Genomic DNA, 22,003 nt, shown 5'->3' with positions numbered 1-22,003 from the left:
CGTCTCCTACTTCTGCTCGAAGACCGAGGCCAGCTGGTCCTCGGTGTCGGTCCAGGTCTTCGCGGCCTCGTCCATCTTCTTGGTGAGGTTGTCGAGCTGCTGCTGGAGCTTCTCGCGCTTGACCCACCAGTCGTCGATGAAGTCGTCCATGGCCTTCTTCAGCACGTCGTCGCCCCAGACGGTGCCCTCGTCCCAGAGCTTCGACATGTTCTTGAACTCGTCGTTGATCGCCTTGAGGTCCTTGGCGGAGTCCTCCAGGACCTCCTTGGTGACGATGACGTCAGCCATGGGGTGCTACTTGTTCAGCGCGTTGGCGAGCTCTTCATCGGTCTTGCGCAGCGCGTCGGCGGCCTGCTTCAGGTAGTCGCCGATGCCCGTCAGACCCTCCATGACCTGCTTGCCACCCTTGTCGAGCTCCTTGTAGGAGTCGTCGAACGCCTTGGACGACTTGTCGGTGACGTAGCCGTCCTGCACCAGCGAGTCCACCATCGACCGCAGCTGGTTCAGCTTCGACTGCATGTCATCCGACTCCTGCTTCATCCGCTGCGCAGCGTCTTCCATCTCCTGGAAGGTCACCTTGATGTTCGCCATGACGCGGGTCCTCTCGCTCGTGCGGGTGCGTGCGTTCGGTGCAATCGTCATCAATCGGACCAACCGGACGGCGACGCGAACGTGAACGCCCGGGGAACAGGCAGCATCCATCAGTGCAGGTCAGAGACCAGAACGCGACGGCGGCGCTCCACCCGGGCCGGGTCGGACGCCGCCGTCGTGTCGTGCGCTGGGCTCTAGCAGTGCGCGAGGAAGGGCCGCTCCCGGAACCGCCCGTCGAGGAAGGCGACGACGCCGGGCGCGCCGGTCACCATGGTCGAGACGTGCTCGCCGAGGTGCCATTCCCATTGCACGTCCGCACCCGCGGCGCAGTACTCGTCCCGCAGCGTGCGGGCCTGGCCCGGGGCGACGATCTCGTCGAGCGTCCCGTGGTAGAGCCGGACGGGCACGTCGGGCGGGTTGGCGCCGAGGCGGTTCTCGTCGAGCCGCGCCTGCCAGGCCGCCTCGTGCAGCGGGTTCGTCGTCGTGAACATGCCGATGTCCTGGAAGGCGTGCCCGAGCGTCACGTCCACGCAGGCGTCCTGCTCGTCCTCGTAGGTCTGGCGGCCGCGCTCGTTGAGGTACGAGTGCAGGTCGAGCTCCGGGTAGGCGGCGTCCAGCCCGTAGGCCGCCAGCAACAGGAAGCCGAACCCGACCTGGCCGTCGAGCCCCTCGGCCACCTCGGTGAGGTCCGCGGGCACACCGCCCGCCGCGATGCCGACCAGGTCGAGCTCCGGCGCGTAGGCAGGCTGCAGCTCACCCGCCCACATGGCTCCCCCGCCTCCCTGGGAGTAGCCGGAGAACGCGACCTTGCCCCCGGCCGCCAGGCCCGTGGCAGGCAGGTTGGTCGCGGCACGCACCATGTCGATGACGGCGCGCCCCTCCGACTGCCCCACGACGTACGTGTGCATGCCCGGCGTGCCCAGACCCTCGTAGTCGGTGACCACGACCGCCCAGCCCTTGAGCAGCATCGGCTCGATGAACGGCCGTTCGTAGTCGAGCCAGCGCGACGGCGCGCACGTGTCCCCCACCCCGCGGGTGCCGCTCGCCACGGACACGATCGGACGGGGCCCTTCGCCTCGCCACGGCGTGGTCGGCACCAGCACCCGCCCCGTCACGGGGACGTCCTGCCCGGTCGCGTTCGTCGAGTGGTACATCACGAGGTAGTTGCGGGCGCTGAGCCGGCGGGGCTCCTCGCGCCAGCGGACCACCTCGCCGTCCGCGCCGTCGGGCAACGGGGCGGGCGGGGTGTAGAAGTCGTCCATCGCGACGGACTGGTGCGGCACGGTGGGCACGTCGGGCAGGTCGGGACCTGACGCGGTGGTGGACGACGACGGCGTAGCGGTGCCGGGAGACAGAGCGGCGGCGGGCACCGCCGGCGGGCCGCCGGCCTCGGCGGGCGCGAGGGCCTCGGCGGGCGCGGCGCCCAGGGCCGCAACGGTGACGACGGCCAGACCCGCGACGGCGGCATTCCAGCGGCGCCGCGCGCGGCGCCTCCCGCCCCCCGGTCGTGCGGACAGGTGACGCGAACGGTGAGCGTGGGGCATCGGATCTCCTCGTCGAGGTCCACGGAGGCACGTCGTCGTGCGCCCGGGTCCGCGTGCGGACCGTTACTGACTGTAACCCCAATAGCATCCGGACAACAGGGTCCGCGCCGTCGACGGCGGTGCGTGACTTCGGTCCCCTGTCATCGCTGCAGAAGCACGTTCGGTCGGTTGCCGCGAGATCGGCCGCTCAACCGACCGATCTCAAGGCAACCGACCGAACCCAGGGGTCTTGCGTGGGCAAGGGACCGAAGTCGGGCGGAGGGGCGGCACAGCCAGCGGCTATTGCTTCGCCGGCTGCGCCGCGGAAGGGGCCGGCGGCTAAGGCTTCGCCAACTGCACCGCGGAAGGGGCCAGCCGCTAAGGCTTCGCCAACTGCACCGCGGGAGAGGCCGCCGCCTCGGCCCGCTCCACCAGCGACGCGACGGCCGCCGCCAGCGGCACGAGCACCAGGTTGCCCAGCAGCATCGTGCGCAGGAACGGCAGCCCGGCCACGTAGCTCGCGAGGAGTCCATCGAGCGTCTGCGGGTACAGCCCGTCCATCAGCCAGACCCCGAAGTTGGTCCACGCGAAGAACCACAGCGAGCCACCGACCCCCAGGCCGAGCGCGGCGGCATACCGGGCGGGACCGCGCAGGTGCCGTACGAAGATCGCGCCCACGCCGATCACCGCCCACGCGGACCAGGTGAACCACATGATCTGGGTGTTGCCGAGCACGGCGTCGCTCACGGCGACCACCGCGAAGGGCACCACGGCCGCCCACCGGTTGCGCAGCAGCAGCACCCCGAGGAACGTCGCGGCGGTCGCGATCTCCAGGTTCGGGGGTGCGCCGAGCCCGGGCGCGACCAGGCGCCACACGACGGCGGCCGTCAGCACCAGGACGACGACGGCGGGACGCCACCAGCGGCGGGCCAGCTCACGAAAGGTCAGGTCACGAGGGGCCAGCTCACGAGAGACCAGGTCACGAGAGACCAGGTCACCAGAACCGGGGCGTACCCCCGCACCCGGCTCGTCCCGACGCCGCGTGCCCCGCTCGTCCCGGTCGCCCATCAGTACGTCTCGATCGTCCATGTGATCTCCTGACCGTCCTCGGTCTGGAGCGTGCCCGCCCCGACCTGTGCCGGGACACCGTCCACCGACAGTGACCAGAACTCCTTCTTCGAGTCGTCGGCTGCCCGGCCGCCGATGGCGGTGACGAACGCGTTCTCACCCTCGCCCGTGAGCTCGGCCGACGGGTCGGCCTCCAGCAGCAGCTCCAGCGCGGTCGAGCCGGTGCGCCCCGGGTAGCTGAAGGTGTCCGCGCCCGGCTTCTGCGACCCGGCGTCCGTCGCGCCACCCGATGCTGCGTCGGACGGTGCGTCCGACCGCTGGCTCATCGCCGGCGGAGCGGTGTCGGTCGCAGGCTCAGCCGTACCGTCACCGCACCCGGCGAGCAGCCCGGCGCCCAGCCCCACGGCCAGGAGGACGGCGGACGCGGCGCGGGTCACCCGGAACGGGCGGAAGGAAGTCGTGTTCACGCTCGCGAGTCTAGGTCGGCGTGCGCCTCGCGGCGGCGCCGTCCCAGCCCTCGGCCCGCTCCGGGCCGTGGTTCAGACGTCGATCCGGGACCTGTCCAGCTCTGCCGCACCGGCGATGAGGAACTCCTTGCGCGGCGCGACGTCGGTACCCATCAGCAGCTCGAAGGCACGCTCCGCGGCCTCGGCGTGCTCCGCCGTGACCCGGCGCAGCGTGCGGTGGCGCGGGTCCATGGTGGTCTCCGCGAGCTGGTCGGCGTCCATCTCGCCCAGGCCCTTGTATCGCTGGATGTCGGGCTTGTAGCGGCGCCCGGCCTTGTCGAGCTTCTTGAGCGTGGCACCCAGCTCGGCCTCGGAGTACGTGTAGATGTACTCGTTCTTGCGCCGGCCGTTGCCGATCACCTCGACCCGGTGCAGCGGCGGCACCGCGGCGAACACGCGGCCGGCCTCCACCATCGGCTTCATGTAGCGGTAGAAGAGCGTCAGAAGGAGGGTGCGGATGTGCGCGCCGTCCACGTCGGCGTCGGTCATCATGATGATCTTGCCGTAGCGCGCGGCCTCGATGTCGAAGGACCGGCCGGAGCCGGCGCCGAGCACCTGGATGATCGCCGCGCACTCGGCGTTGCGCAGCATGTCGCTGATCGACGCCTTCTGGACGTTCAGGATCTTGCCGCGGATCGGCAGCAGTGCCTGGAAGTCGCTGGACCGCGCAAGCTTCGCGGTGCCGAGGGCGCTGTCGCCCTCGACGATGAACAGCTCGGACCGGTCCACGTCGTTCGAGCGACAGTCCGCGAGCTTGGCCGGCAGCGAGGAGGTCTCCAGCGCGTTCTTGCGGCGCGAGATCTCCTTCTGCTTGCGCGCGGTGATGCGCGCCCGCATCTCGGCGACGATCTTGTCCAGGAGCAGCGAGGCCTGCGTCTTCTCGTCCCGCTTGGTGGAGCTCAGGCGGGCCTGGATCTCCTTCTCGACCACGCGCGAGACGATCTGGCGCACCGGGCCGGTGCCCAGCACCTCCTTGGTCTGCCCCTCGAACTGCGGCTCCGCCAGACGCACCGTGACCACGGCCGTCAGGCCTGCGAGCACGTCGTCCTTCTCGATGCGCTCCGCGCCGTCCTTGGTGGAGACCTTGAGCTTGCGCGCGTTGGCCTCGACGTTCTTGCGGACCACCTTGAGCAGACCCTGCTCGAAGCCCGTCAGGTGCGTGCCGCCCTTGGGCGTCGAGATGATGTTGACGAAGGAGCGCACCTCGGTGTCGTACCCGGTACCCCACCGCAGCGCGATGTCCACCTCGCACTGGCGCTGCACCTCGCGCGGCGACATGTGGCCCCGCTCGTCCAGCACCGGCACCGTCTCGGTGAAGCTGCCCGAGCCCTGCAGCACCCACGTGGCCGTGACCGGGGAGTCGGGCGCCAGGAACTCGACGAAGTCGGCGGCGCCGCCGCTGTGCTGGAAGACCTCCTCGTGCGGCCCGGCCTCGCCCGGCGTGCCCGGCAGGCCGCGCTCGTCGCGCACCGTGATCTCGAGGCCCGGCACCAGGAACGTGGTCTGCCGCACGCGCGTGACGAGCTCGTCGTAGCTGAAGACGGCGGACTTGGGGAAGATCTGCCGGTCGGCCCAGTAGCGCACGCGCGTGGCGGTGCGGCCGCGCGGCGCCTTGCCCACGACGGCCAGCTCCGAGCGCTCCACGAAGGGCTGGAAGGGCGAGTCGGGGCCGGGACCCGACGCCGGGTCGGTGTAGGTGCCGGGCTCACCACGGTGGAACGTCATGCGGTACGTCTTGCCGCCGCGGTCCACCTCGACGTCCAGCCGGGAGGACAGGGCGTTCACGACGGAGGCGCCGACGCCGTGCAGACCACCGGAGGCCTGGTACGAGCCCCCGCCGAACTTTCCGCCGGCGTGCAGCTTGGTGTAGACCACCTCGACGCCGCTCAGGCCGGTCTTGGGCTCGATGTCGACGGGGATGCCGCGGCCGTCGTCGGACACCGTCACGGACGTGTCGGCGTGCAGCACGATGCCGATCTTCGTCGCGTACCCGCCCAGGGCCTCGTCGACGGAGTTGTCGATGATCTCCCAGAGGCAGTGCATCAGGCCACGGGAGTCGGTGGTCCCGATGTACATGCCGGGACGCTTGCGGACCGCCTCGAGACCCTCGAGGACGGACAGGTGGCGAGCGGTGTACGACTCGGACGTTGCGGTCACGGCGACAGCGTAGACGAGGACACCGACAACCGGCGTCAGGCGCCCCGCACACCACCCGAACGGCTGTGTGACACCAAGATTCACCCGATGACGGAAATTACCCTTTCAGCGCAATTGGGGGCAGATGGACACCACGACTGTGAGCCACGCCGCTATGCTCGCAGCGAACCGCCCACCCGGGCCGGCATGAACCGTGCGAGCGAATGGTTGGATGGAGATGTGACGACCATGACGACCGAACCGCTCACCGCCCTCGACCGCTGCGACCGCTGCGGCGCGCAGGCCTACGTGCGCGTCGTTCTGCCCGTGGGCGAGCTGCTCTTCTGCGGCCACCACGCGCGCGCACACGCGTCCGCCTACGCGGACGTCGCCACCCATGTCCAGGACGAGACCGACCGGCTCCACGCGGAGCACGGCCAGGCCTGACGCCCAGGCCGGAAGCCCACCGGACGAGACACACCCAGACCACCGGACAGACACCGGACCCAGACCCCGAACCGACGACGGCGGTGGGTCACCTCGCGAGGTGACCCACCGCCGTCGTCGTCCCTGGAACCGTGCTACGGGCGAGCGGTCACGGTGTGCGCCCACGACCCGCGGAACCCGAGGGTGGTGCGCCAGCCCTCGGCGGTCTTGGTCAGGGTGCGGCTCACCCCCTTGTCGGAGACGGCCTGCATCGTCTTGATCTGGCCGCTGGAGTACCGCGCGGTGACCTTGACCGACCTGACCCAGCCGAAGCCGAAGACGCTCCGCGCCTTCGCCTGCGTGAGCGTGCCCGTCCACGACACGTACGGGTTGCCGGGCGCCTGGGCCGAGTAGGGGTCCGGCACGTGCGCCAGGTGCGACTGCGCCGCCGTGCCGAACGCGTCCCGGTTGCTCGCGGTGCCCGAGAAGCTGCCGCCCCGGCCCGACGCCGCGAAGTACGGCGTCTCGGCGATGCCGCCGGACGCGTTGCGCACCACCGTCACCGTCGACGCGTCGTCCTGCCGGGTCGCGTCCACGGCCGCGCGCCAGACCGAACCCGACTCGCCGCCCTCCTTCTTCCAGCCCGTGTAGTTCTGGCTGGCGGTGTCGTCGTAGAGGTGGCAGTCGCAGGAGGCCTTCAGGCCCTCGGTCTTGTCGAGGACGGCGTAGTTGCGGGCGACGATCGCCTGCGCCTGGAGCGCCGCGGCCCCGCCGTAACCGCTCGTCCCCCACAGTGACGGCATCTCGTCGATCCCGTACAGGTACTCGTCATTGAGGGCCACCTGGTTGACCACGTTGGGTCGCGTCCCCGGGCTGCTGATCCGGAGCCGGCCGTGCCGGTAGGTGCCCTGAGCGCCGGTGACCGTCACGGTGCCGGAGGTCCCGGGCCAGTAGTCGGTGCCCGTCCACTCCAGGTAGAGGGTCGGGCGGGCGCCGATCGTCTGCCGCACGGTCCCGTTCTCGGTCACTCTGGCGGTCACTCCCGACGTGGTGCGCGCGATGGTGATCCGCCGGGCCGACGTGCCCGTGGCGAGCTCCGTCGAGGCCCCGTCCAGGAGCCGCCACGACCCGGCGGACAGGCTCAGCGTGGTGGTGGCCGGGTCGGAGGCACGGCCGAGCACCTGCACGTCGATCGACGTCCGCGGGTTGTTCGCGGTGCCCACCGTCGCGCCGGTGTAGTAGTACCGCAGGATGTCGGCGGCAGACCGCCCCGCCCGGGCCATCTGGTAGGCGCCCCACTGCGACATGCCGACGCCGTGCCCGCTGCCGGAGCCGGCCACGGCCCACGAGCCGGGCACGACCGTCACGGTCACGGTCGCGCTCGTCGCCGTGCTCGTGCGGAACCGGTACCTCGTCGTGACGGACGGGTTGACCGACGCCGTCGCCTTGCCCGTGGAGCCCGTGGTCACGAACTTGATCCGGACCCAGGTGCCGCCGCTGTACCGCTGCAGGGCCACCCTGGTGTTCTTCCGGGCGACGCCGTTGTACCGGTAGACCACCGAGAGCGTCCGCGGCGTCGCCGCGGTGGTGGTCGACGTGCCCGAGGCGGTCAGCGTGTAGCCGGCGGCCTCGGCCGGAACCGCCCACAGGCCGACCGCCAGGAGCAGGGTGACGAGGAACGCGGCCGCCCGGGCGAGCCAAGTGGTGGGAGCTGCGCTGATCAATGGGGACACATCGGGCAGATTCCCATACGAACGACGCCGGGCGGGTGACTTCCGAGGAAGTTCACCCGCCCGGCGTCGGTATGACGGCGGCCGCCGGTGCCCGGTCAGGCCCGGGGCCGGCCGATGTCAGTCGAGGTAGTCGCGCAGCACCTGCGACCGCGAGGGGTGGCGCAGCTTCGACATCGTCTTGGACTCGATCTGGCGGATGCGCTCACGCGTCACGCCGTAGACCTTGCCGATCTCGTCGAGCGTCTTGGGCTGGCCGTCCTGCAGGCCGAACCGCATGGAGACCACGCCGGCCTCGCGCTCGGAGAGCGTGTCGAGGACCTGGTGCAGCTGCTCCTGCAGCAGCGTGAAGGACACGGCGTCCGCCGGGACGACGGCCTCGGAGTCCTCGATGAGGTCACCGAACTCGCTGTCGCCGTCCTCGCCGAGCGGGGTGCTCAGCGAGATGGGCTCACGGCCGTACTTCTGGACCTCGACCACCTTCTCGGGGGTCATGTCCAGCTCCTTGGCCAGCTCCTCCGGCGTGGGCTCACGACCCAGGTCCTGGAGCATCTGGCGCTGGACGCGGGCCAGCTTGTTGATGACCTCGACCATGTGCACCGGGATGCGGATGGTGCGGGCCTGGTCGGCCATGGCACGCGTGATCGCCTGCCGGATCCACCAGGTGGCGTACGTCGAGAACTTGTAGCCCTTGGTGTAGTCGAACTTCTCGACCGCACGGATCAGACCGAGGTTGCCCTCCTGGATCAGGTCCAGGAACAGCATGCCGCGGCCCGTGTAGCGCTTGGCCAGCGAGACCACGAGGCGGAGGTTGGCCTCCAGCAGGTGGTTCTTGGCCCGCTTGCCGTCGTGCGCGATCCACTTGAGGTCGCGCTCGAAGCGGCGCTGGTCCTTGTCGTTCCGGTCGAACTCGGTGGTCGCGAGCCGCTCCTCCGCGAACAGGCCGGCCTCGATGCGCTTGGCGAGCTCGACCTCCTGCTCCGCGTTCAGCAGCGCGACCTTGCCGATCTGCTTCAGGTAGTCCTTGACCGGGTCCGCCGTGGCACCGGCGGTGACGACCTGCTGCGCAGGCTGGTCGTCGTCGTCCGTGTCGGAGACGACGAACCCGGAGTTCTCGTCGCCCTCCTTCGTGGCCTTGCCGGCGCGGCCTCGGGTCGCCTTGGTGGCGGTCTCCGGACCGGCCTCGGCCTCGTCCTCGGGGTCCTCGACGGCGACGCCGTCGGGCTCGATGTTGTCGTACTTCGACTTGCCACGGGCGGCTGCCTTCTTGCCGGCGGCGCCCTTCGCGCCCGGCTTCTTGCGCGTCTCCGTGGTCTCCTCGTCGAGGTCGTCGACCTCGCTCAGGTCGATGTCGTCCACCTCCTCGATCTCGTCGATCTCCTCCGGCTTCGCGGTGGAGCGCGCCGGAGCCTTCTTGGCGGCCGTCGTCTTCCTGGCGGTCGTCGTCTTCGCGGCCGCGGTCCGGGTGCGCCGGGCGGGCTTCGCCTCGGCGTCGCCGTCGGCCGGGGCCTTCGCCGCGACGGTGGAGCGCGTGGCCGCGGCGGCGGCCACCTTGGTCACGGTGGGCAGACCGACCTGCACACCGGCGTTGGCCAGCGCTCGCAGCACCGCCTTGAGCCGCTTGGCGTCACCGACCTCCGCGGTCTCGCATGCACGCCGGAAGTTCTCGGCGTCGACCGAGCCCTCGGCGGTGCCACGGGCAAGGAGCTCCTGCAGGGCAGGATGCTCGAACTCGCGGGGCAGGTTGTCGCGTGCGGGGGCAGGAGTGATGTCCTGGGGGGCTTTCAGCGGAGTGGGCGCCACAAACCGACCTTTCGGCATTCGAGGGGGCGGTGTACTGCCGACGTGGCCTTCACTGGACCTTCTTCTTCCGCCGGCGAACATATATATTGTACCGTCGGCATCCGTGTACGCCGCGACGAACGTGGCGATCGCGGCAAAGTCGGTGCGAAGTCACCTCGGGCGGGCCGCCCCGAGTGGGTGTGGGATTCTGCATGCCTTCATTTGCGTGCCAAGGGTCAACGAACCGGACCGCCCGACCATTCCCGGCGTGGCCGATCCGTTGCCGGCCAGGTCCCCGAGCACCCCTCCCGGAACACCTCGTGCGGAGCCGTGGGGTGCCCCCGGGGCCACCCCACGGCCGCCCTCAGGCATTGACCGGCCTCAGGCTCCTGACCGCACTCGGACTGCTGTACCGGCCTCAGACACCGGCCTCAGACCTTGACGGCGAGCACCGGGCACGGCGCCTCGACCAGGATGCGCTGGGCGCCGGCCCCGAGGATGAGCTTGCCGACCGGGCTGCGCTTGCGCAGCCCGATCACGATCAGTCCCGCACCGGTGCTCGTGGCGGTGCGGATCAGGTCCTCGGCGAGATCACCCGTGCCCTGCTCCACCCGCACGTCGGCGCCCGCCGCGAGCCGGCCCACCAGCTCCTCGGTCTCGGCCTGGCACTCGTCCAGGGGCTGCTTCCCGCTCGTGACGACGACCAGCGGGACCTGGCGCTCCCGCGCCTCGGTGACAGCGGTGCGTAGAGCCTCCTGGCCCTCGGGCGTGGCGAGGTGACCGACGACGATCGTCATGTCCACCGACGCTACCCCACCGGAAGCCCCTGATCGTGCCTCACACGACCGCCACCTGGTCCGGTTCGGTCCCGTCGCCGTCACCGGCTCCGTCACCGGCTCGACGGTTGGCCGGACGATTGGCCGGACGATCGGCCGGACGATCGGCCGGACGATCGGTCGGACGATCGGCCGGACGATCGGGCCAGGCGCGCAACCGGGAGTCGCCCCGGGCGGCGGCAACGGGTTCGTGCTGCGAGGAGTCCCGGTCCCGTCGCACCCACCCGGGCGGGACTCCCCCGGCGATCGCGCTGCGCAGCAGCAGGGCGAGGCGGTACTCCGGGTCGACATCGAGCGCCTCGGTCACGCGCTCGACGGCGAGCCCCCCGTCGCCGTGCCACCACGCGATCAGCGCGAGCAACAGGTAGGCGGGTGCCCGGCGGCGCCGGGGCACGTGCGTGACCACCGCCTCCAGGACCTGGCGTGCGGGAGCGGTGACGCCGGTCTCGGGCGGGACGCCCTGCACAGGATCGATGATCCGCGCCATCACCCCGCTGATGGCCGCGTCCGTGTCCCCGTCGGCCTCGCGGCGGGCCGTGCGGCGGGCGACCTCCTCGGTGCCGGGCGCCAGGCTGAGCAGCACCGCGTCGCGGACCGGCGTGTCGGCCAGGGCGGCCCCGATCTTGCCGAGGGTCACGGGGGACAGCGGGTCGTCCTGTCCCGGGCGGGCGGCGGCCGTCTGGCGGACCGCGGACCGCCACAGGCGGAGGCTCTCCGCGCCCCACTCGGCCAGTGCGGTCTGGTCGGTCACCGCCGGGTACCGCGATCCGGCGAGGAGCCGCCGGAGGGTCTCGCTCCAGCGGGCGGCCGCGCGCCGCGCCTGGGTGCGGGCCGTCTCCGACGCAGGTCGCAGGGCGTACCGCTCCTCGCGGGTGCCGGCCACCGTGCGCCCCTCCAGGACCATGTGGGCCGCGACCCGGCTGCCCTGGAGCACGGTGAGGGGCCTGCCCTGCGGCGGGCAGCAGAGCGGGTCGGTGCAGTCGAGCGCCCGGAATCCCGTGGGCGTCACAAGCCACACCTCCACGCCGGGCAGCCGCCGTTCGAGCCGGGCTCGGAGCACCTCGACGGCGCGCCGCGCTGCCGCCACCGGCCTGACCACGTCGGTCTCGGTGTAGAGCACGACGACGGCGCGGTCGGCGCCGTCGGCCACCACGTGGTCGGTGAGCCAGCGTGCGGTGGCGGCGCCGTCGGGCCCGCCCGGGTCGCCGGGCTCCCGGAGGCGGAGGTCGTCGATGTCGACCCGGGCCACGAGCCCGACCCGCTGACGCGGTCCCGTCAGGCTCACCGCGACGACGGACTCCGCAGGCCGGAAGCCGAGCCGGTAGGGGATGTAGGCCAGGAGGTCCTCCGGCCCGGCCACGCGGACGACGGTGGCGGCGGGCGGGGCCGGCGGCGCGGGCGGCACCGCCGGGGCCGGCCGGTCTCGGCCGGTGCTCCGGCCCGTATCCGAAGCTGGGAGCGGATCAGGAACCGTGGCGGGAAGCGGTTCGGGAGCCGGGCCGGGAACGCGTACTGCGTCCGGGCCGCGGTTCAGGTCGGCGTTCAGATCGGCGTTCAGGTCGGCGTTCACGTCGAGATCCACGTCAGGACTCGCGTCGAGGGTCAGGTCGAGGTTCGCGTCACGGCGCGCATCGGAGTTCATGCCCACGATCACAGCCGCCCGGCGACGCCCCGGCACCGTCAGGGGCGCCCGTGTGGACAACGTGCTGCCTGTGGAGGAGGTCCGTGCGGCACGCTGTCCGAACGAGGGTCTCTCCGGCTACCGTGTGCGACGTGCCTCACCTCGTCACCGTCCGCCGCACGGCTGCGCTCGCCGCCGCCGTCGGACTGGCGCTGGCGACCGCCGGGTGCGGTTCCGGGACCGAGCAGCCGGCGTCCGCCTCGGCCGGCGAACGCGCGCCGGAGGCCGGTGCCGTGGCGTCTGGCGGGCCCACCGAGCTGCCGACCTTCGACCCGTCGTCGGCCGTGGCGACGTACGCCGACGGGTTCCCTGCCGATCTCTTCCCGATCCCGGAGGGTGCCACGCTGCTGGCGTCGTCGGCGCGGCCCGTGACGACAGGTGCCCGGGCCGCGGGCCCGCCGATGACGCAGGTGACGCTGAACCTGTCGTCGCAGCTCCCCGCGAAGAAGGTCGTGGAGCAGGCCCGGAAGATCCTGCTGGACCAGGGCTTCAGGCAGATCTCGGCGCCCGAGTCGAGCGGGCTGACCGCCCAGACCGCGTTCCTGCGGATCACGCGTGCGAAGTCGGGCGAGGTCCAGGAGTCGCTCGTCGTGGGGGTGCTCGACGACGGCGACCGGCGCCTCGCCTCGATCAGCGGCACCGTCCGCACCCCGTAGGACCCCATAGGCTGGGCGGGTGTCCGCCTCACCCACCCGTGCCGGTGCCCTGACCCCTGCCGCTCTCCTCGACGCCGAGAACCTCCGCGCCGACGTCGACGCCGCGGTGTCCGCCCACCTCGACCTGCTGGGTGCGGAGGTCAGCGCGATCAGCCCGAGCGCCCAGGCGATGGTGGACGAGGCGGCCGGGCTGCTCCTGGGCGGCAAGCGGCTGCGAGCGGCGTTCTGCTACTGGTCGTTCCGCGCGCACGGCGGTTCCGCGGACCCGGCGGACCCCGCGCGTGCCGCGGCCGTCCGCGTGGGTGCCGCGCTCGAGCTGTTCCAGGCGGCGGCCCTGCTGCACGACGACGTCATGGACAACTCCGACACCCGGCGCGGACGGCCCACCGCGCACCGGGCGTTCGCCGCCCGGCACGCCGCAGCCGGCTGGGCGGGTGAGCCGGAGGGCTTCGGCGACGCCGCGGCGATCCTGCTCGGCGACCTGGTGCTGCTGGCCGCGCAGCGCGAGCTGACCGCTGCGCTCGCGCCGCTGCCGCCCGAGGTGGCGGGACCCGTGCGGGCCCGGTTCGACGCCATGCAGAGCGAGGTGGTCGTGGGCCAGTACCTCGACGTGCTGGTCCAGGCCGAGCCCTGGGGCGACGACCCCGCCTCCGACGAGGAGCGCGCCCGCCGGGTGCTGCGGGCCAAGACCGCCAGCTACTCGGTGGCCGCGCCGCTGGCGATGGGCGCGCTGCTGGCCGGGAGCGGTGCGGACGCCGCGTCCGGGATCGAGGCGGCCGGCCTGCCGCTGGGCGAGGCGTTCCAGCTCCGGGACGACGTGCTGGGCGTGTTCGGCGACCCCGCGGTGACCGGCAAGCCCGCCGGGGACGACCTGCGCGAGGGCAAGCGCACGGTGGTCGTGGCCCGCACGCTGGCGCTGCTGCCCGACCCGCACGGGGAGGAGGCCGCGGTCCTGACCGCCGCGCTCGGCGATCCGGGGCTGACGGACGAGGACGTCGAGCGCGTGCGCGGGGTCATCGTCGGCTCGGGCGCGCTCGACGCCGTGGAGCACCTGATCGACGACCTGGCCGTCCGCGCCCACGCGCTGCTCGGCCTGGCCGACCTGAGCGAGCCCGGACGGGGCGTGCTGAGCGACCTGGCGCACGCCGCCGTCGACCGGACCGCCTGAGGGAACAGCCGGCCGCACCGCGGCGGAGCGACCACGCGCCGGCAGGCACCAGCGTCAGCACCCCCGGCTCAGAACGTCCAGCTCAGAACGTCCAGATCGTCACCTCGGCGCCCTGCTTGAGCCGTTCGCCCGCGGACGGGTCGGTCTCCACGACCCCCTCGCCGAACAGCTCGCCGAAGCCACGCACCGTCACCGTGTACCCGGCGTCCTCGAGCGTCGTGGTGGCCTCGTCGACGGAGAGGCCAACGACGTCGGGCACGGTGCCCCGGAGGCCGCCGCTGACGACCATCGTGACGCTGCTGCCCTGGTCGGCGCCCTTGCCGCCGGCGGGCTCGGTCCGGAGCACGGTACCGGGCGGGGCCTGCTCGTCGAAGACGGTCTCCCGCTTCACCGTGAAGCCCTCGGCCCGCAGCGTGTCACGGGCCTCCGGCGCCGCCGTCCCCGCGACGTCCGGCACCGTGACCGGCGGTGGCCCGTCCGACACCGTGAGCCGCACGTGCTCGTCGACCGGGATCATGTCGCCGTCGCGCACCGACGCCCAGATGACCTCGCCCTCGGCGCCGTCGTTCGTGTACTCGCGGGACACCTCGACGTCCGCGAGGCCGGCACCCTCCAGCGCGGCGACGGCGTCGGCCTGCGGCATGCCGACCAGGCCGGACGGGACCTCGGCCAGCTCCTGGCCGAGCGAGACCACGAGCCGGACCGGTTCGTCCCGCTGGGTGCGGCTGCCCTCGTCCGGCCGTACCGAGATGACCTGCCCCTCGGGCACGTCAGAGTCGTACTCCTGCGTGCTCGACGGCGTGAGACCGGCCTCGGTCAGCGCCTCCTGCGCGCGTTCCTCGGTCGCCCCGACGACGCCGTCGGGCACCACCGCGTAGGCCCCCGGACCACGCTCGACGTACCACCAGGCGCTGAACAGGACCGCTACCAGCGCGACCGCCAGCAGGACGGCACGACTGCGCCGCCGGCGGCGGGGCGGCTGCGGGACCGGCGGCACGGGCGCACCCGCCTGCACGGGCTGTACCTGCTGGGCCGCCCACCGGCCCACCTGCGGCCGCTCGACCACGGCGGTCCGCGCCGCCTTCACCGCGGCGGACGACGGCGGGGGCGCCGCCTTCGCGGGGATGTCCAGCACCTCGTTCGGGATCTGCCGGAACGTGCTGCGCAGCACGTCGAGCGCCACGACGGCGTCGGGCGGGCGCTGGGCCGGGTCCCGCGCCGTGAGCGCGCGGACGAGATGGTCCAGCGGGCGGCCCAGGTGGCCGGCGAACGCGCTCACGGGCGGCACGTCGCTGTTCACGTGCGCGAACGCGACCTGGATGGGCCCCTCCCCCTCGTGCGGCAGCCGGCCCGTGAACATCTCGAACGCGAGGATGCCGACCGCGTAGACGTCGGCGCGCGCGTCGACGTGACCGGTCGAGATCGTCTCCGGCGCCAGGTACGCCACCGTGCCCAGCACGGTGCCCGTGGTCGTGTTGGACACCTCCGAGATCGCGCGCGCCAGCCCGAAGTCGGCCACCTTGGCCCGCCCCGTACCCTCCTCCAGCAGCACGTTCTCCGGCTTGATGTCGCGGTGCACGATGCCCTTGGCGTGCGCGGCCGCGAGCGCGGACAGGACCACGTCGAGGATCGCGAACGTGCGGCGCAGCGTGAGCTCACCCTCGCGGATCAGGTGCCGCAGGTTGGTGCCCGGCACGTACTCCATGGTGAGGTAGCGCATGTCGCCGTCGGTGCCCTGGTCGTAGACCGCGACGACACCGTGGTGCTGCAGCCCGGCGGCCGAGCGCGCCTCGCGCTCGAAGCGCTGCAGGAAGCTCGCCGCCTGGTCGCCCTCCGCCAGGTGCGGGTGCATCACCTTGAGGGCGATCTCCCGGTTCAGGCGCGTGTCGTGCGCGCGGTAGACCGTGGCCATCCCGCCACGTGCCACGCGCGCCACAATCCGGTACCGCCCGTCGACCAGGCGGCCGATGAGCGAGTCTGCCGTCACCTGAGCCACGGGTGGGAGTGTACGGGGGACCGCCCACACGCCGGATGAAACGCGCACACCGGACAGGGGACGTTGCCGGATCGTTGCGGATCACAGGGGCGCGCCCCGTCGCCTAGGCTTCTCCTGTGACAGATCTCGACGCCCTCGTGGGCGAATGGCTGACCCTCCCCGACCTCGCCGAGACCCTCGACGTCGAGGTCGGCAAGTGCCGCGGCCTCGTCCGTGACCGGTACGTCGTGGGCATCAAGCGGGGCGACAACAAGACCTTCCAGGTGCCCGCCCGGTTCGTGCTGCCCGAGGTCGACGGGCGCCCCGGCCCCATCCCGACCCTGCGGGGCACGGTCATCCTCCTGTCGGACGCCGGCTTCTCCGACGAGGAGATCATCGAGTGGCTGTTCACGCCGAACGAGGAGCTCGGGGAGCAGCCGGTGGACGCCCTGATCAACGGCAAGCGCGCGGCGGTGCGCCGGGTGGCGCAGACGCTGCTCTGACGGACCGGCCTGACGGACCGGCCTGACGATCTGGAGGACCGTCAGGCCCGCAGCATCTCGGCCACCTGGAACGCCAGCTCCAGCGACTGCTGGTGGTTCAGGCGCGGGTCCACCAGGGTCTCGTAGCGCAGCGCGAGGCCCGCGTCCGAGATCTCCTCGCTGCCGCCGAGCACCTCGGTGACGTCGTCGCCGGTGAGCTCCATGTGCAGGCCGCCCGGCACGGTGCCGAGCGCCCGGTGCACCTCGAAGAACCCGGCCACCTCGTCCAGCACGTCCGTGAGCCGGCGGGTCTTGTACCCGCTGTCGGACGTGATCGTGTTGCCGTGCATCGGGTCCGTCACCCACGTGACGTTCGCGCCGGACCAGGTCACCGCCTCGACGATCGACGGCAGCACGTCCCGGACCCGGCCGGCGCCCATGCGCGTGATGAAGGTCAGCCGGCCCGGCAGGTTCTCCGGGTTGAGGCGTTCGGTCAGGGCCAGCGCGTCGTGCGGCGTCGTCGTGGGGCCGAGCTTGACGCCGATCGGGTTGGCGATGCGGGCCATGAAGTCGACGTGGGCGCCGTCGAGCTGGCGGGTGCGCTCGCCGATCCACAGGAAGTGCGCGCTCGTGTCGTAGGCCTTGCCCGTGCTCTGGTCCGTGCGGGTCAGCGCCCGCTCGTAGTCGAGCACGAGGGCCTCGTGGCTCAGGTAGAACTCCACCGAGCGCAGCGCGTCGAAGTCGGCGCCGCACGCGTGCATGAACCGGATGGCGCGGTCGATCTCGTCCGCCGTCTTCTCGTACCGCGCGTAGGCGGGGTTGCGCATGAAGCCGCGGTTCCACTCGTGCACCTGGCGCAGGTCGGCGAAACCGCCCTGGGTGAAGGCGCGCACCACGTTCGCCGTCGCGGACGAGATCCGGTAGGCCTGCTCCAGCCGCTCCGGGTCGGGCGTGCGGTCGGCCGCGGTGAACGGGAACCCGTTGATCATGTCGCCCCGGTAGGCGGGCAGCGTCACGCCGTCGCGCGTCTCGGTGTCGCTGGAGCGCGGCTTGGCGTACTGGCCCGCCATGCGGCCCATCTTGACCACGGGCGTGCTCGCACCGTGGGTGAGCACCACGGCCATCTGGAGGATGGTGCGGATCTTGTTGCGGATGCGGTCGGCGTTCGCCTCGGCGAACGTCTCCGCGCAGTCCCCGCCCTGCAGCAGGAACGCCTCACCCCGGCCGGCGGCGGCGAGCCGCTCGGTCAGGGTGTCGGCCCGTGCGGGCACCACGATGGGCGCGGCCTGGGCCAGGCGGCCGGTCGCCGCCGCGAGTGCGGCGGCGTCCGGCCACGTGGGCTGCTGGCGTGCCTCCAGCGTGCGGAAGTGGTCCAGACCCGTGGGGCCCGTGGCCCGCCCGGCCGGATCGGTGACGGTGCTCATCGACGCGCCGCCCGCCGTGCCAGAGCCCGTGGTGCCAGTGGTGCCCGCACGGTGCTCAGTGCTCCGCCGGGGCGGCCGGCACGAGCGGCTGGCCGATGTCCGACAGGATCTGGCCGAACCACTCCTGCGAGACGTCGAACGCCTTGCCGCCGGCGATCCGCGGGAACGCGATCGCCTTGAGGCGGTCGCCGTCCTCCTCGTCGTGGCCGATGACGCCGGACTCGCCGCGCAGCGCGCACTCGACCGCGTAGTCCGTCATCGACTTGATCAGGCGCAGGTCGTCGCTGTTCGCGGCGGCGGCACGGGAGAAGTAGCCCGACTTCTGCACCATCGTCTTCTCGGCACCGAGCTTCTCCGCGAACTGCTTCGCGAACCACTGGCCCGGGTTGATCGTGTCGAGCTTGACGTGCCCGAACGGGTCCCGCTCCACGGTCTCGCCGGCCGCCTCGAGCTGCGCCACGATCTCGTGCATGCCCGCACCCTCCGACAGGAAGATGTTGACGTTGCCCTGGGTGTCCATGACCTCGCGCAGACGCTTGGCCTCGCCCTCGATGTCGATCTCGAGCTCGGGCAGGAACACGGCGTGCACGTCCCAGCGCTCGCGCGACAGGCCCAGGGCCGGCGCCCACTCCTGCTCGTCCAGCCACTCGCGGTAGGCCTTCGCCGTGGCCGCCGTGAGCCAGCCGCAGTGGCGGCCCATGACCTCGTGCACGATGAGCATGCGGGGGCCCACGCGGTTCTCGCCGATGATGTTGGCGGCGAACTTCGCGCCCTCCTCGGCGGCGGTCCACGCGCCGAGCGACTGCTTGATCGGCACCACGTCGTTGTCGATCGTCTTGGGCAGGCCCACGACGGTCAGCTCGTAGCCGTTCTCGTGCAGGTACGCGGCCAGGTCGGCGGCGGTGGTGTTGGTGTCGTCGCCACCGATGGTGTGCAGCACGTCCACGCCGTCGGCCTTGAGCTGCTCCGCGGCCACGTGCAGCGGGTCCTGACCTTCCTTGACCAGGCCGCGCTTGACCGCGTCCTTGACGTTGGTGAGCTTGACGCGCGAGTTGCCGATCGGCGAGCCGCCGAAGCGGTGCAGGACGTGCGCCTGCTTGCGGGCCTCCTCGTCGATCTCGAGCTTGTTGCCGGTCAGCAGGCCGTGGTAGCCGTGCAGGTAGGCAATGATCTCGATCTCGGGGTCGAGCTCGGTGTAACGCTCGATCAGGCCGCCGACCGACGACGACAGGCAGGGCGCGAAGCCGCCGGCGGTCAGCAGGGCCACACGACGAACAGCCATCGGAGGAGCACCTCTCATCAGGGGAGTTTCGCGGTGCCGCGGCCGGCGTTCGCCCGCGCGGCACCCTTCGTCGTCATCCTACTGACGGGCGGGGACGGCGCTCGGCACGTCCGGTGAATGAGCACCCGCGTCCCGCGGCGGCGCAGGCGTGCGATACTGCCTGCGAGCCTCCCGGCTGCCTCAAGGGCCCGGGAGGCTTTCTGTTATGACGACACGACTGATGATCCGGCCCACGACCCCTGCCGACCAGCCGCTGCTGGAGCGGCTCTGGCTCCTGTTCCGGCACGACATGTCCGAGATCTCCGGGGCCCTGCCCGACCCGAGCGGCCAGTTCCGCCGCGAGCGCCTGGACGCCGCGTTCACCGACCCGGGCTGGCGCGGCCTCGTCGCGCACCTGGAGGCCGACGGCGGCGCGCCGGCACCCGTCGGCTTCGCCCTGGTGCGCGGGCTGGATGGTCCGGCCCGCGTGCTCAGCTCGTTCTTCGTGGTGCGCGGGGCCCGCCGCGACGGCGTCGGACGGCGTCTCGCGGCGCACGCGCTGGCGAGCTTCCCGGGCCGCTGGGAGATCGCCTTCCAGGACGCCAACGTCCCGGCGGTGCGGTTCTGGCGCGGGGTGGCCACGGACGCCGTCGGGCAGGCGTGGACCGAGGAGCACCGCGCGGTCCCGGGCCGCCCGGACCTCCCCCCGGACACGTGGATCTGCTTCACGACGGCCACGCCCACCCCGGCATGAGTTCGGTCGGTTGCCGCGAGATCGGTCACTCCACGGACCGATCTCGCGACAACCGACCGAACTCGGCCTCCCGCCACACAGCAGGCGCCGGATGTCTCAGCCGATCAGGTGCAGGCTCTCCTTGTTCTTGTCCGCGTACAGGCGCTCGACGTCGGCGTCGAAGTCCTTGAGGAACACCGCGCGCTTCACGCTCTGCTTGGGCGTGAGGTAGCCGTTCTCGATGGTCAGGTCGCCGGACAGCACCGTGTACTTGCGGATCGACTCGGCCTTGGAGACGGCCTTGTTGGCGCGCTGCACGGCCTGGTCGAGCGCGGCGAGCACGTCGGGGTCCGTGCGAGCCTCGTCCACCGACAGGGCGGGCTTGCCGTGCATCTTGAGCCAGCCGGGCAGGCCCTCGGCGTCGAGCGTGATGAGCGCCCCGATGAACGGCTTGTTGTCGCCCACCACGACGCACTGGCTGACCAGCGCGTGCGCGCGGATCCGGTCCTCGAGGTTGGACGGCGCCACGTTCTTGCCGCCCGCGGTGACGATGATCTCCTTCTTGCGGCCCGTGATGGTCAGGAAGCCGTCGTCGTCGAGCACGCCCAGGTCGCCGGTGCGGAACCAGCCGTCCTCGGTGAACGCCTCCGCCGTGGCGGCCTCGTTCTTGTGGTACGCGGTGAAGATGTGGTGGCCCTTGAGCAGGATCTCGGAGTCCTCGGCGATCCGGACGCCGCAGCCGGGCAGCTGCAGGCCGACCGAGCCGATCTTCGTCGCCGTGGGGCGGTTCACGCAGGTCGGGGCGGTGGACTCCGTGAGGCCGTAGCCCTCCAGCACCTTGAGGCCGAGGCCGCGGTAGAAGTGGCCCAGGCGCTCGCCCAGGGGGCCGCCGCCCGACACGGCGAACTCGGCGCGGCCGCCGAGCCGGGCGCGCAGCTTGGAGAACACCAGCGCGCTGGCGATCGCGTGCTGCAGGCGCAGCCCCAGCCCAGGGCCTGACGGCGTGTCCAGGGCACGCGACCAGGCGATGCCCGTCGCGGCCGCCCAGTGGAAGATCTTGGCCTTCCCGCCGGCCGCCGCCGTCTGCTCGGCCGTGTTGTAGACCTTCTCGAACACGCGCGGCACGGCGAGGATGAAGGTCGGCTTGAACTCGCCCAGGGCGTCCACCAGCGTGGTGGTGTCGCCCCAGTGCCCCGTGACCACGCCACCCGCCACCGCGAGCACGTGGATGTAGCGCGCGAACACGTGCGCCATCGGGATGAACAGGAGGGTGCGTCCGCCGTCCTTGGCGAACACCTCCGGCACGGCCTCGACGGCGTTCACGGCGAGCGACGCGAAGTTGCGGTGCGTCAGCTCGGCGCCCTTGGGGCGGCCCGTGGTACCCGAGGTGTAGATGATCGTCGCGATGCTGTCGAGGTCCGCGAGACCGCGGCGCCGGGCGATCTCCTCGTCGGGCACGCCCGCCCCGTCGGCGGCCACCGCGTCCAGCGCGCCGTCGTCGATGACGAGCACGTCGGTCAGCAGCGGGACGGCGGGGCGCACCTCGCCGACCGTGGCGGCGTTGGCGGCGTTCTCGGCGAAGAGCAGCTTCACCTCGGCGTCGGATGCGATCCACTCGACCTGCTCGGCCGAGGACGTCTCGTACACGGGGACGGGGACGGCGCCGACGGCCCAGACCGCGAAGTCCAGCACGGCCCACTCGTACCGCGTGCGGGACATGATGCCGACCCGGTCGCCGGGCTCGATGCCGCGGGCCACCAGGCCCTTGGCCACCGCGACCACCTGTGCGTCGAACTCGCCGGCCGTGACGACCCGCCAGGGCTCACCCTTGCCTGCGGGGACCTCCATCATCGGCTTGTCGGCGCCCTTGCCGACCCGCTCCGCGAGCACGTCGTTGAGGTTGGAGGTGGGGGGCAGCTCGATGAGGATCGGGCTGAAGATCTCGTCCATTCTGACTCCAGTGGCAGTACTGACCGTGCCTGCAAAGATACCGGGAAACGGACGCTGCGTGGTGCACCTGCGACG

19 protein-coding genes are annotated in these 22,003 nt (G+C 72.0%); 5 read left to right on the top strand and 14 right to left on the bottom strand.

What is annotated here, in order from left to right; translation table 11 throughout:
- Nucleotides 1-6: 6 nt before the first annotated feature.
- From ACO229_RS03655 to ACO229_RS03630, 6 genes are all read right to left on the bottom strand, one after another.
- Nucleotides 7-288, bottom strand: a complete 282-nt coding sequence (locus ACO229_RS03655) for a hypothetical protein (RefSeq protein ID WP_119144033.1) — start codon at nt 286-288, stop codon at nt 7-9.
- A 6-nt stretch (nt 289-294) separates the two neighbouring features.
- Nucleotides 295-591: a WXG100 family type VII secretion target gene (locus ACO229_RS03650; RefSeq protein WP_423463793.1), complete on the bottom strand. Its 297-nt coding sequence runs from the start codon at nt 589-591 to the stop codon at nt 295-297.
- 194 nt (nt 592-785) lie between these two features.
- On the bottom strand, nt 786-2,135 hold the full coding sequence (locus tag ACO229_RS03645; protein ID WP_423463792.1) for a lipase family protein: 1,350 nt from the start codon (nt 2,133-2,135) through the stop codon (nt 786-788).
- 357 nt (nt 2,136-2,492) lie between these two features.
- On the bottom strand, nt 2,493-3,203 hold the full coding sequence (locus ACO229_RS03640; protein WP_423463791.1) for a DUF6580 family putative transport protein: 711 nt from the start codon (nt 3,201-3,203) through the stop codon (nt 2,493-2,495).
- On the bottom strand, nt 3,182-3,649 hold the full coding sequence (locus ACO229_RS03635) for a DUF4430 domain-containing protein (RefSeq protein ID WP_423463790.1): 468 nt from the start codon (nt 3,647-3,649) through the stop codon (nt 3,182-3,184). The genes ACO229_RS03640 and ACO229_RS03635 overlap by 22 nt, the downstream gene beginning before the upstream one ends.
- A 72-nt stretch (nt 3,650-3,721) precedes the next feature.
- Nucleotides 3,722-5,845: a DNA gyrase/topoisomerase IV subunit B gene (locus ACO229_RS03630; protein WP_423463789.1), complete on the bottom strand. Its 2,124-nt coding sequence runs from the start codon at nt 5,843-5,845 to the stop codon at nt 3,722-3,724.
- A 228-nt stretch (nt 5,846-6,073) separates the two neighbouring features.
- Here ACO229_RS03630 and ACO229_RS03625 point away from each other — a divergent pair, with 228 nt between their 5' ends.
- Nucleotides 6,074-6,271, top strand: coding sequence for a DUF7455 domain-containing protein (locus ACO229_RS03625; RefSeq protein ID WP_397409367.1), 198 nt, complete (start codon nt 6,074-6,076; stop codon nt 6,269-6,271).
- Nucleotides 6,272-6,405: 134 nt separating this feature from the next.
- On the opposite strand, the gene ACO229_RS03620 is transcribed toward ACO229_RS03625, so the two are convergent.
- From ACO229_RS03620 to ACO229_RS03605, 4 genes are all read right to left on the bottom strand, one after another.
- On the bottom strand, nt 6,406-7,974 hold the full coding sequence (locus ACO229_RS03620) for a SpoIID/LytB domain-containing protein (RefSeq protein ID WP_423463788.1): 1,569 nt from the start codon (nt 7,972-7,974) through the stop codon (nt 6,406-6,408).
- 126 nt (nt 7,975-8,100) lie between these two features.
- Nucleotides 8,101-9,801 (bottom strand): RNA polymerase sigma factor, encoded by a 1,701-nt coding sequence (locus ACO229_RS03615; RefSeq protein ID WP_397412670.1) that lies wholly within the window; start codon nt 9,799-9,801, stop codon nt 8,101-8,103.
- Nucleotides 9,802-10,193: 392 nt separating this feature from the next.
- On the bottom strand, nt 10,194-10,559 hold the full coding sequence (locus ACO229_RS03610) for a universal stress protein (protein WP_397432015.1): 366 nt from the start codon (nt 10,557-10,559) through the stop codon (nt 10,194-10,196).
- A 40-nt stretch (nt 10,560-10,599) separates the two neighbouring features.
- Nucleotides 10,600-12,240, bottom strand: a complete 1,641-nt coding sequence (locus tag ACO229_RS03605) for a DUF4192 domain-containing protein (RefSeq protein WP_423463787.1) — start codon at nt 12,238-12,240, stop codon at nt 10,600-10,602.
- A gap of 131 nt (nt 12,241-12,371) precedes the next feature.
- Here ACO229_RS03605 and ACO229_RS03600 point away from each other — a divergent pair, with 131 nt between their 5' ends.
- Nucleotides 12,372-12,935 carry a hypothetical protein gene (locus tag ACO229_RS03600; protein WP_397432012.1) on the top strand — a complete coding sequence of 188 codons (564 nt, stop codon included), beginning with the start codon at nt 12,372-12,374 and terminating at the stop codon, nt 12,933-12,935.
- 19 nt (nt 12,936-12,954) lie between these two features.
- Nucleotides 12,955-14,103 carry a polyprenyl synthetase family protein gene (locus ACO229_RS03595; RefSeq protein ID WP_397432011.1) on the top strand — a complete coding sequence of 383 codons (1,149 nt, stop codon included), beginning with the start codon at nt 12,955-12,957 and terminating at the stop codon, nt 14,101-14,103.
- Between the two features lie 82 nt (nt 14,104-14,185).
- On the opposite strand, the gene pknB is transcribed toward ACO229_RS03595, so the two are convergent.
- Nucleotides 14,186-16,099, bottom strand: a complete 1,914-nt coding sequence (gene pknB / locus ACO229_RS03590) for a Stk1 family PASTA domain-containing Ser/Thr kinase (protein ID WP_423463786.1) — start codon at nt 16,097-16,099, stop codon at nt 14,186-14,188.
- A gap of 116 nt (nt 16,100-16,215) precedes the next feature.
- Here pknB and ACO229_RS03585 point away from each other — a divergent pair, with 116 nt between their 5' ends.
- A complete protein-coding gene (locus ACO229_RS03585) occupies nt 16,216-16,581 on the top strand; it encodes an Rv2175c family DNA-binding protein (RefSeq protein ID WP_397412659.1) in 366 nt (121 codons plus the stop codon).
- A gap of 41 nt (nt 16,582-16,622) precedes the next feature.
- Here the strand turns inward: ACO229_RS03585 and ACO229_RS03580 are convergent, their stop codons facing one another.
- Both ACO229_RS03580 and ACO229_RS03575 read right to left on the bottom strand, forming a co-directional pair.
- Entirely contained in the window at nt 16,623-17,984 is a 1,362-nt protein-coding gene (locus ACO229_RS03580) for a class II 3-deoxy-7-phosphoheptulonate synthase (RefSeq protein WP_423463785.1), read from the bottom strand.
- 55 nt (nt 17,985-18,039) lie between these two features.
- Nucleotides 18,040-19,266, bottom strand: coding sequence for a pyrophosphate--fructose-6-phosphate 1-phosphotransferase (locus tag ACO229_RS03575; protein WP_423463784.1), 1,227 nt, complete (start codon nt 19,264-19,266; stop codon nt 18,040-18,042).
- 205 nt (nt 19,267-19,471) lie between these two features.
- Between ACO229_RS03575 and ACO229_RS03570 the strand changes: the two genes are divergently transcribed.
- A complete protein-coding gene (locus tag ACO229_RS03570) occupies nt 19,472-19,999 on the top strand; it encodes a GNAT family N-acetyltransferase (RefSeq protein WP_423463783.1) in 528 nt (175 codons plus the stop codon).
- 96 nt (nt 20,000-20,095) lie between these two features.
- Here ACO229_RS03570 and ACO229_RS03565 read toward each other — a convergent pair whose 3' ends face one another.
- A complete protein-coding gene (locus tag ACO229_RS03565; protein ID WP_423463782.1) occupies nt 20,096-21,928 on the bottom strand; it encodes an AMP-dependent synthetase/ligase in 1,833 nt (610 codons plus the stop codon).
- Nucleotides 21,929-22,003: the final 75 nt, after the last annotated feature.

Origin of the sequence: Promicromonospora sp. MS192 (assembly GCF_049532985.1) — a bacterium.
Taxonomy (GTDB): domain Bacteria; phylum Actinomycetota; class Actinomycetes; order Actinomycetales; family Cellulomonadaceae; genus Promicromonospora.
This window is presented reverse-complemented; position numbering and strand designations above follow the sequence as displayed.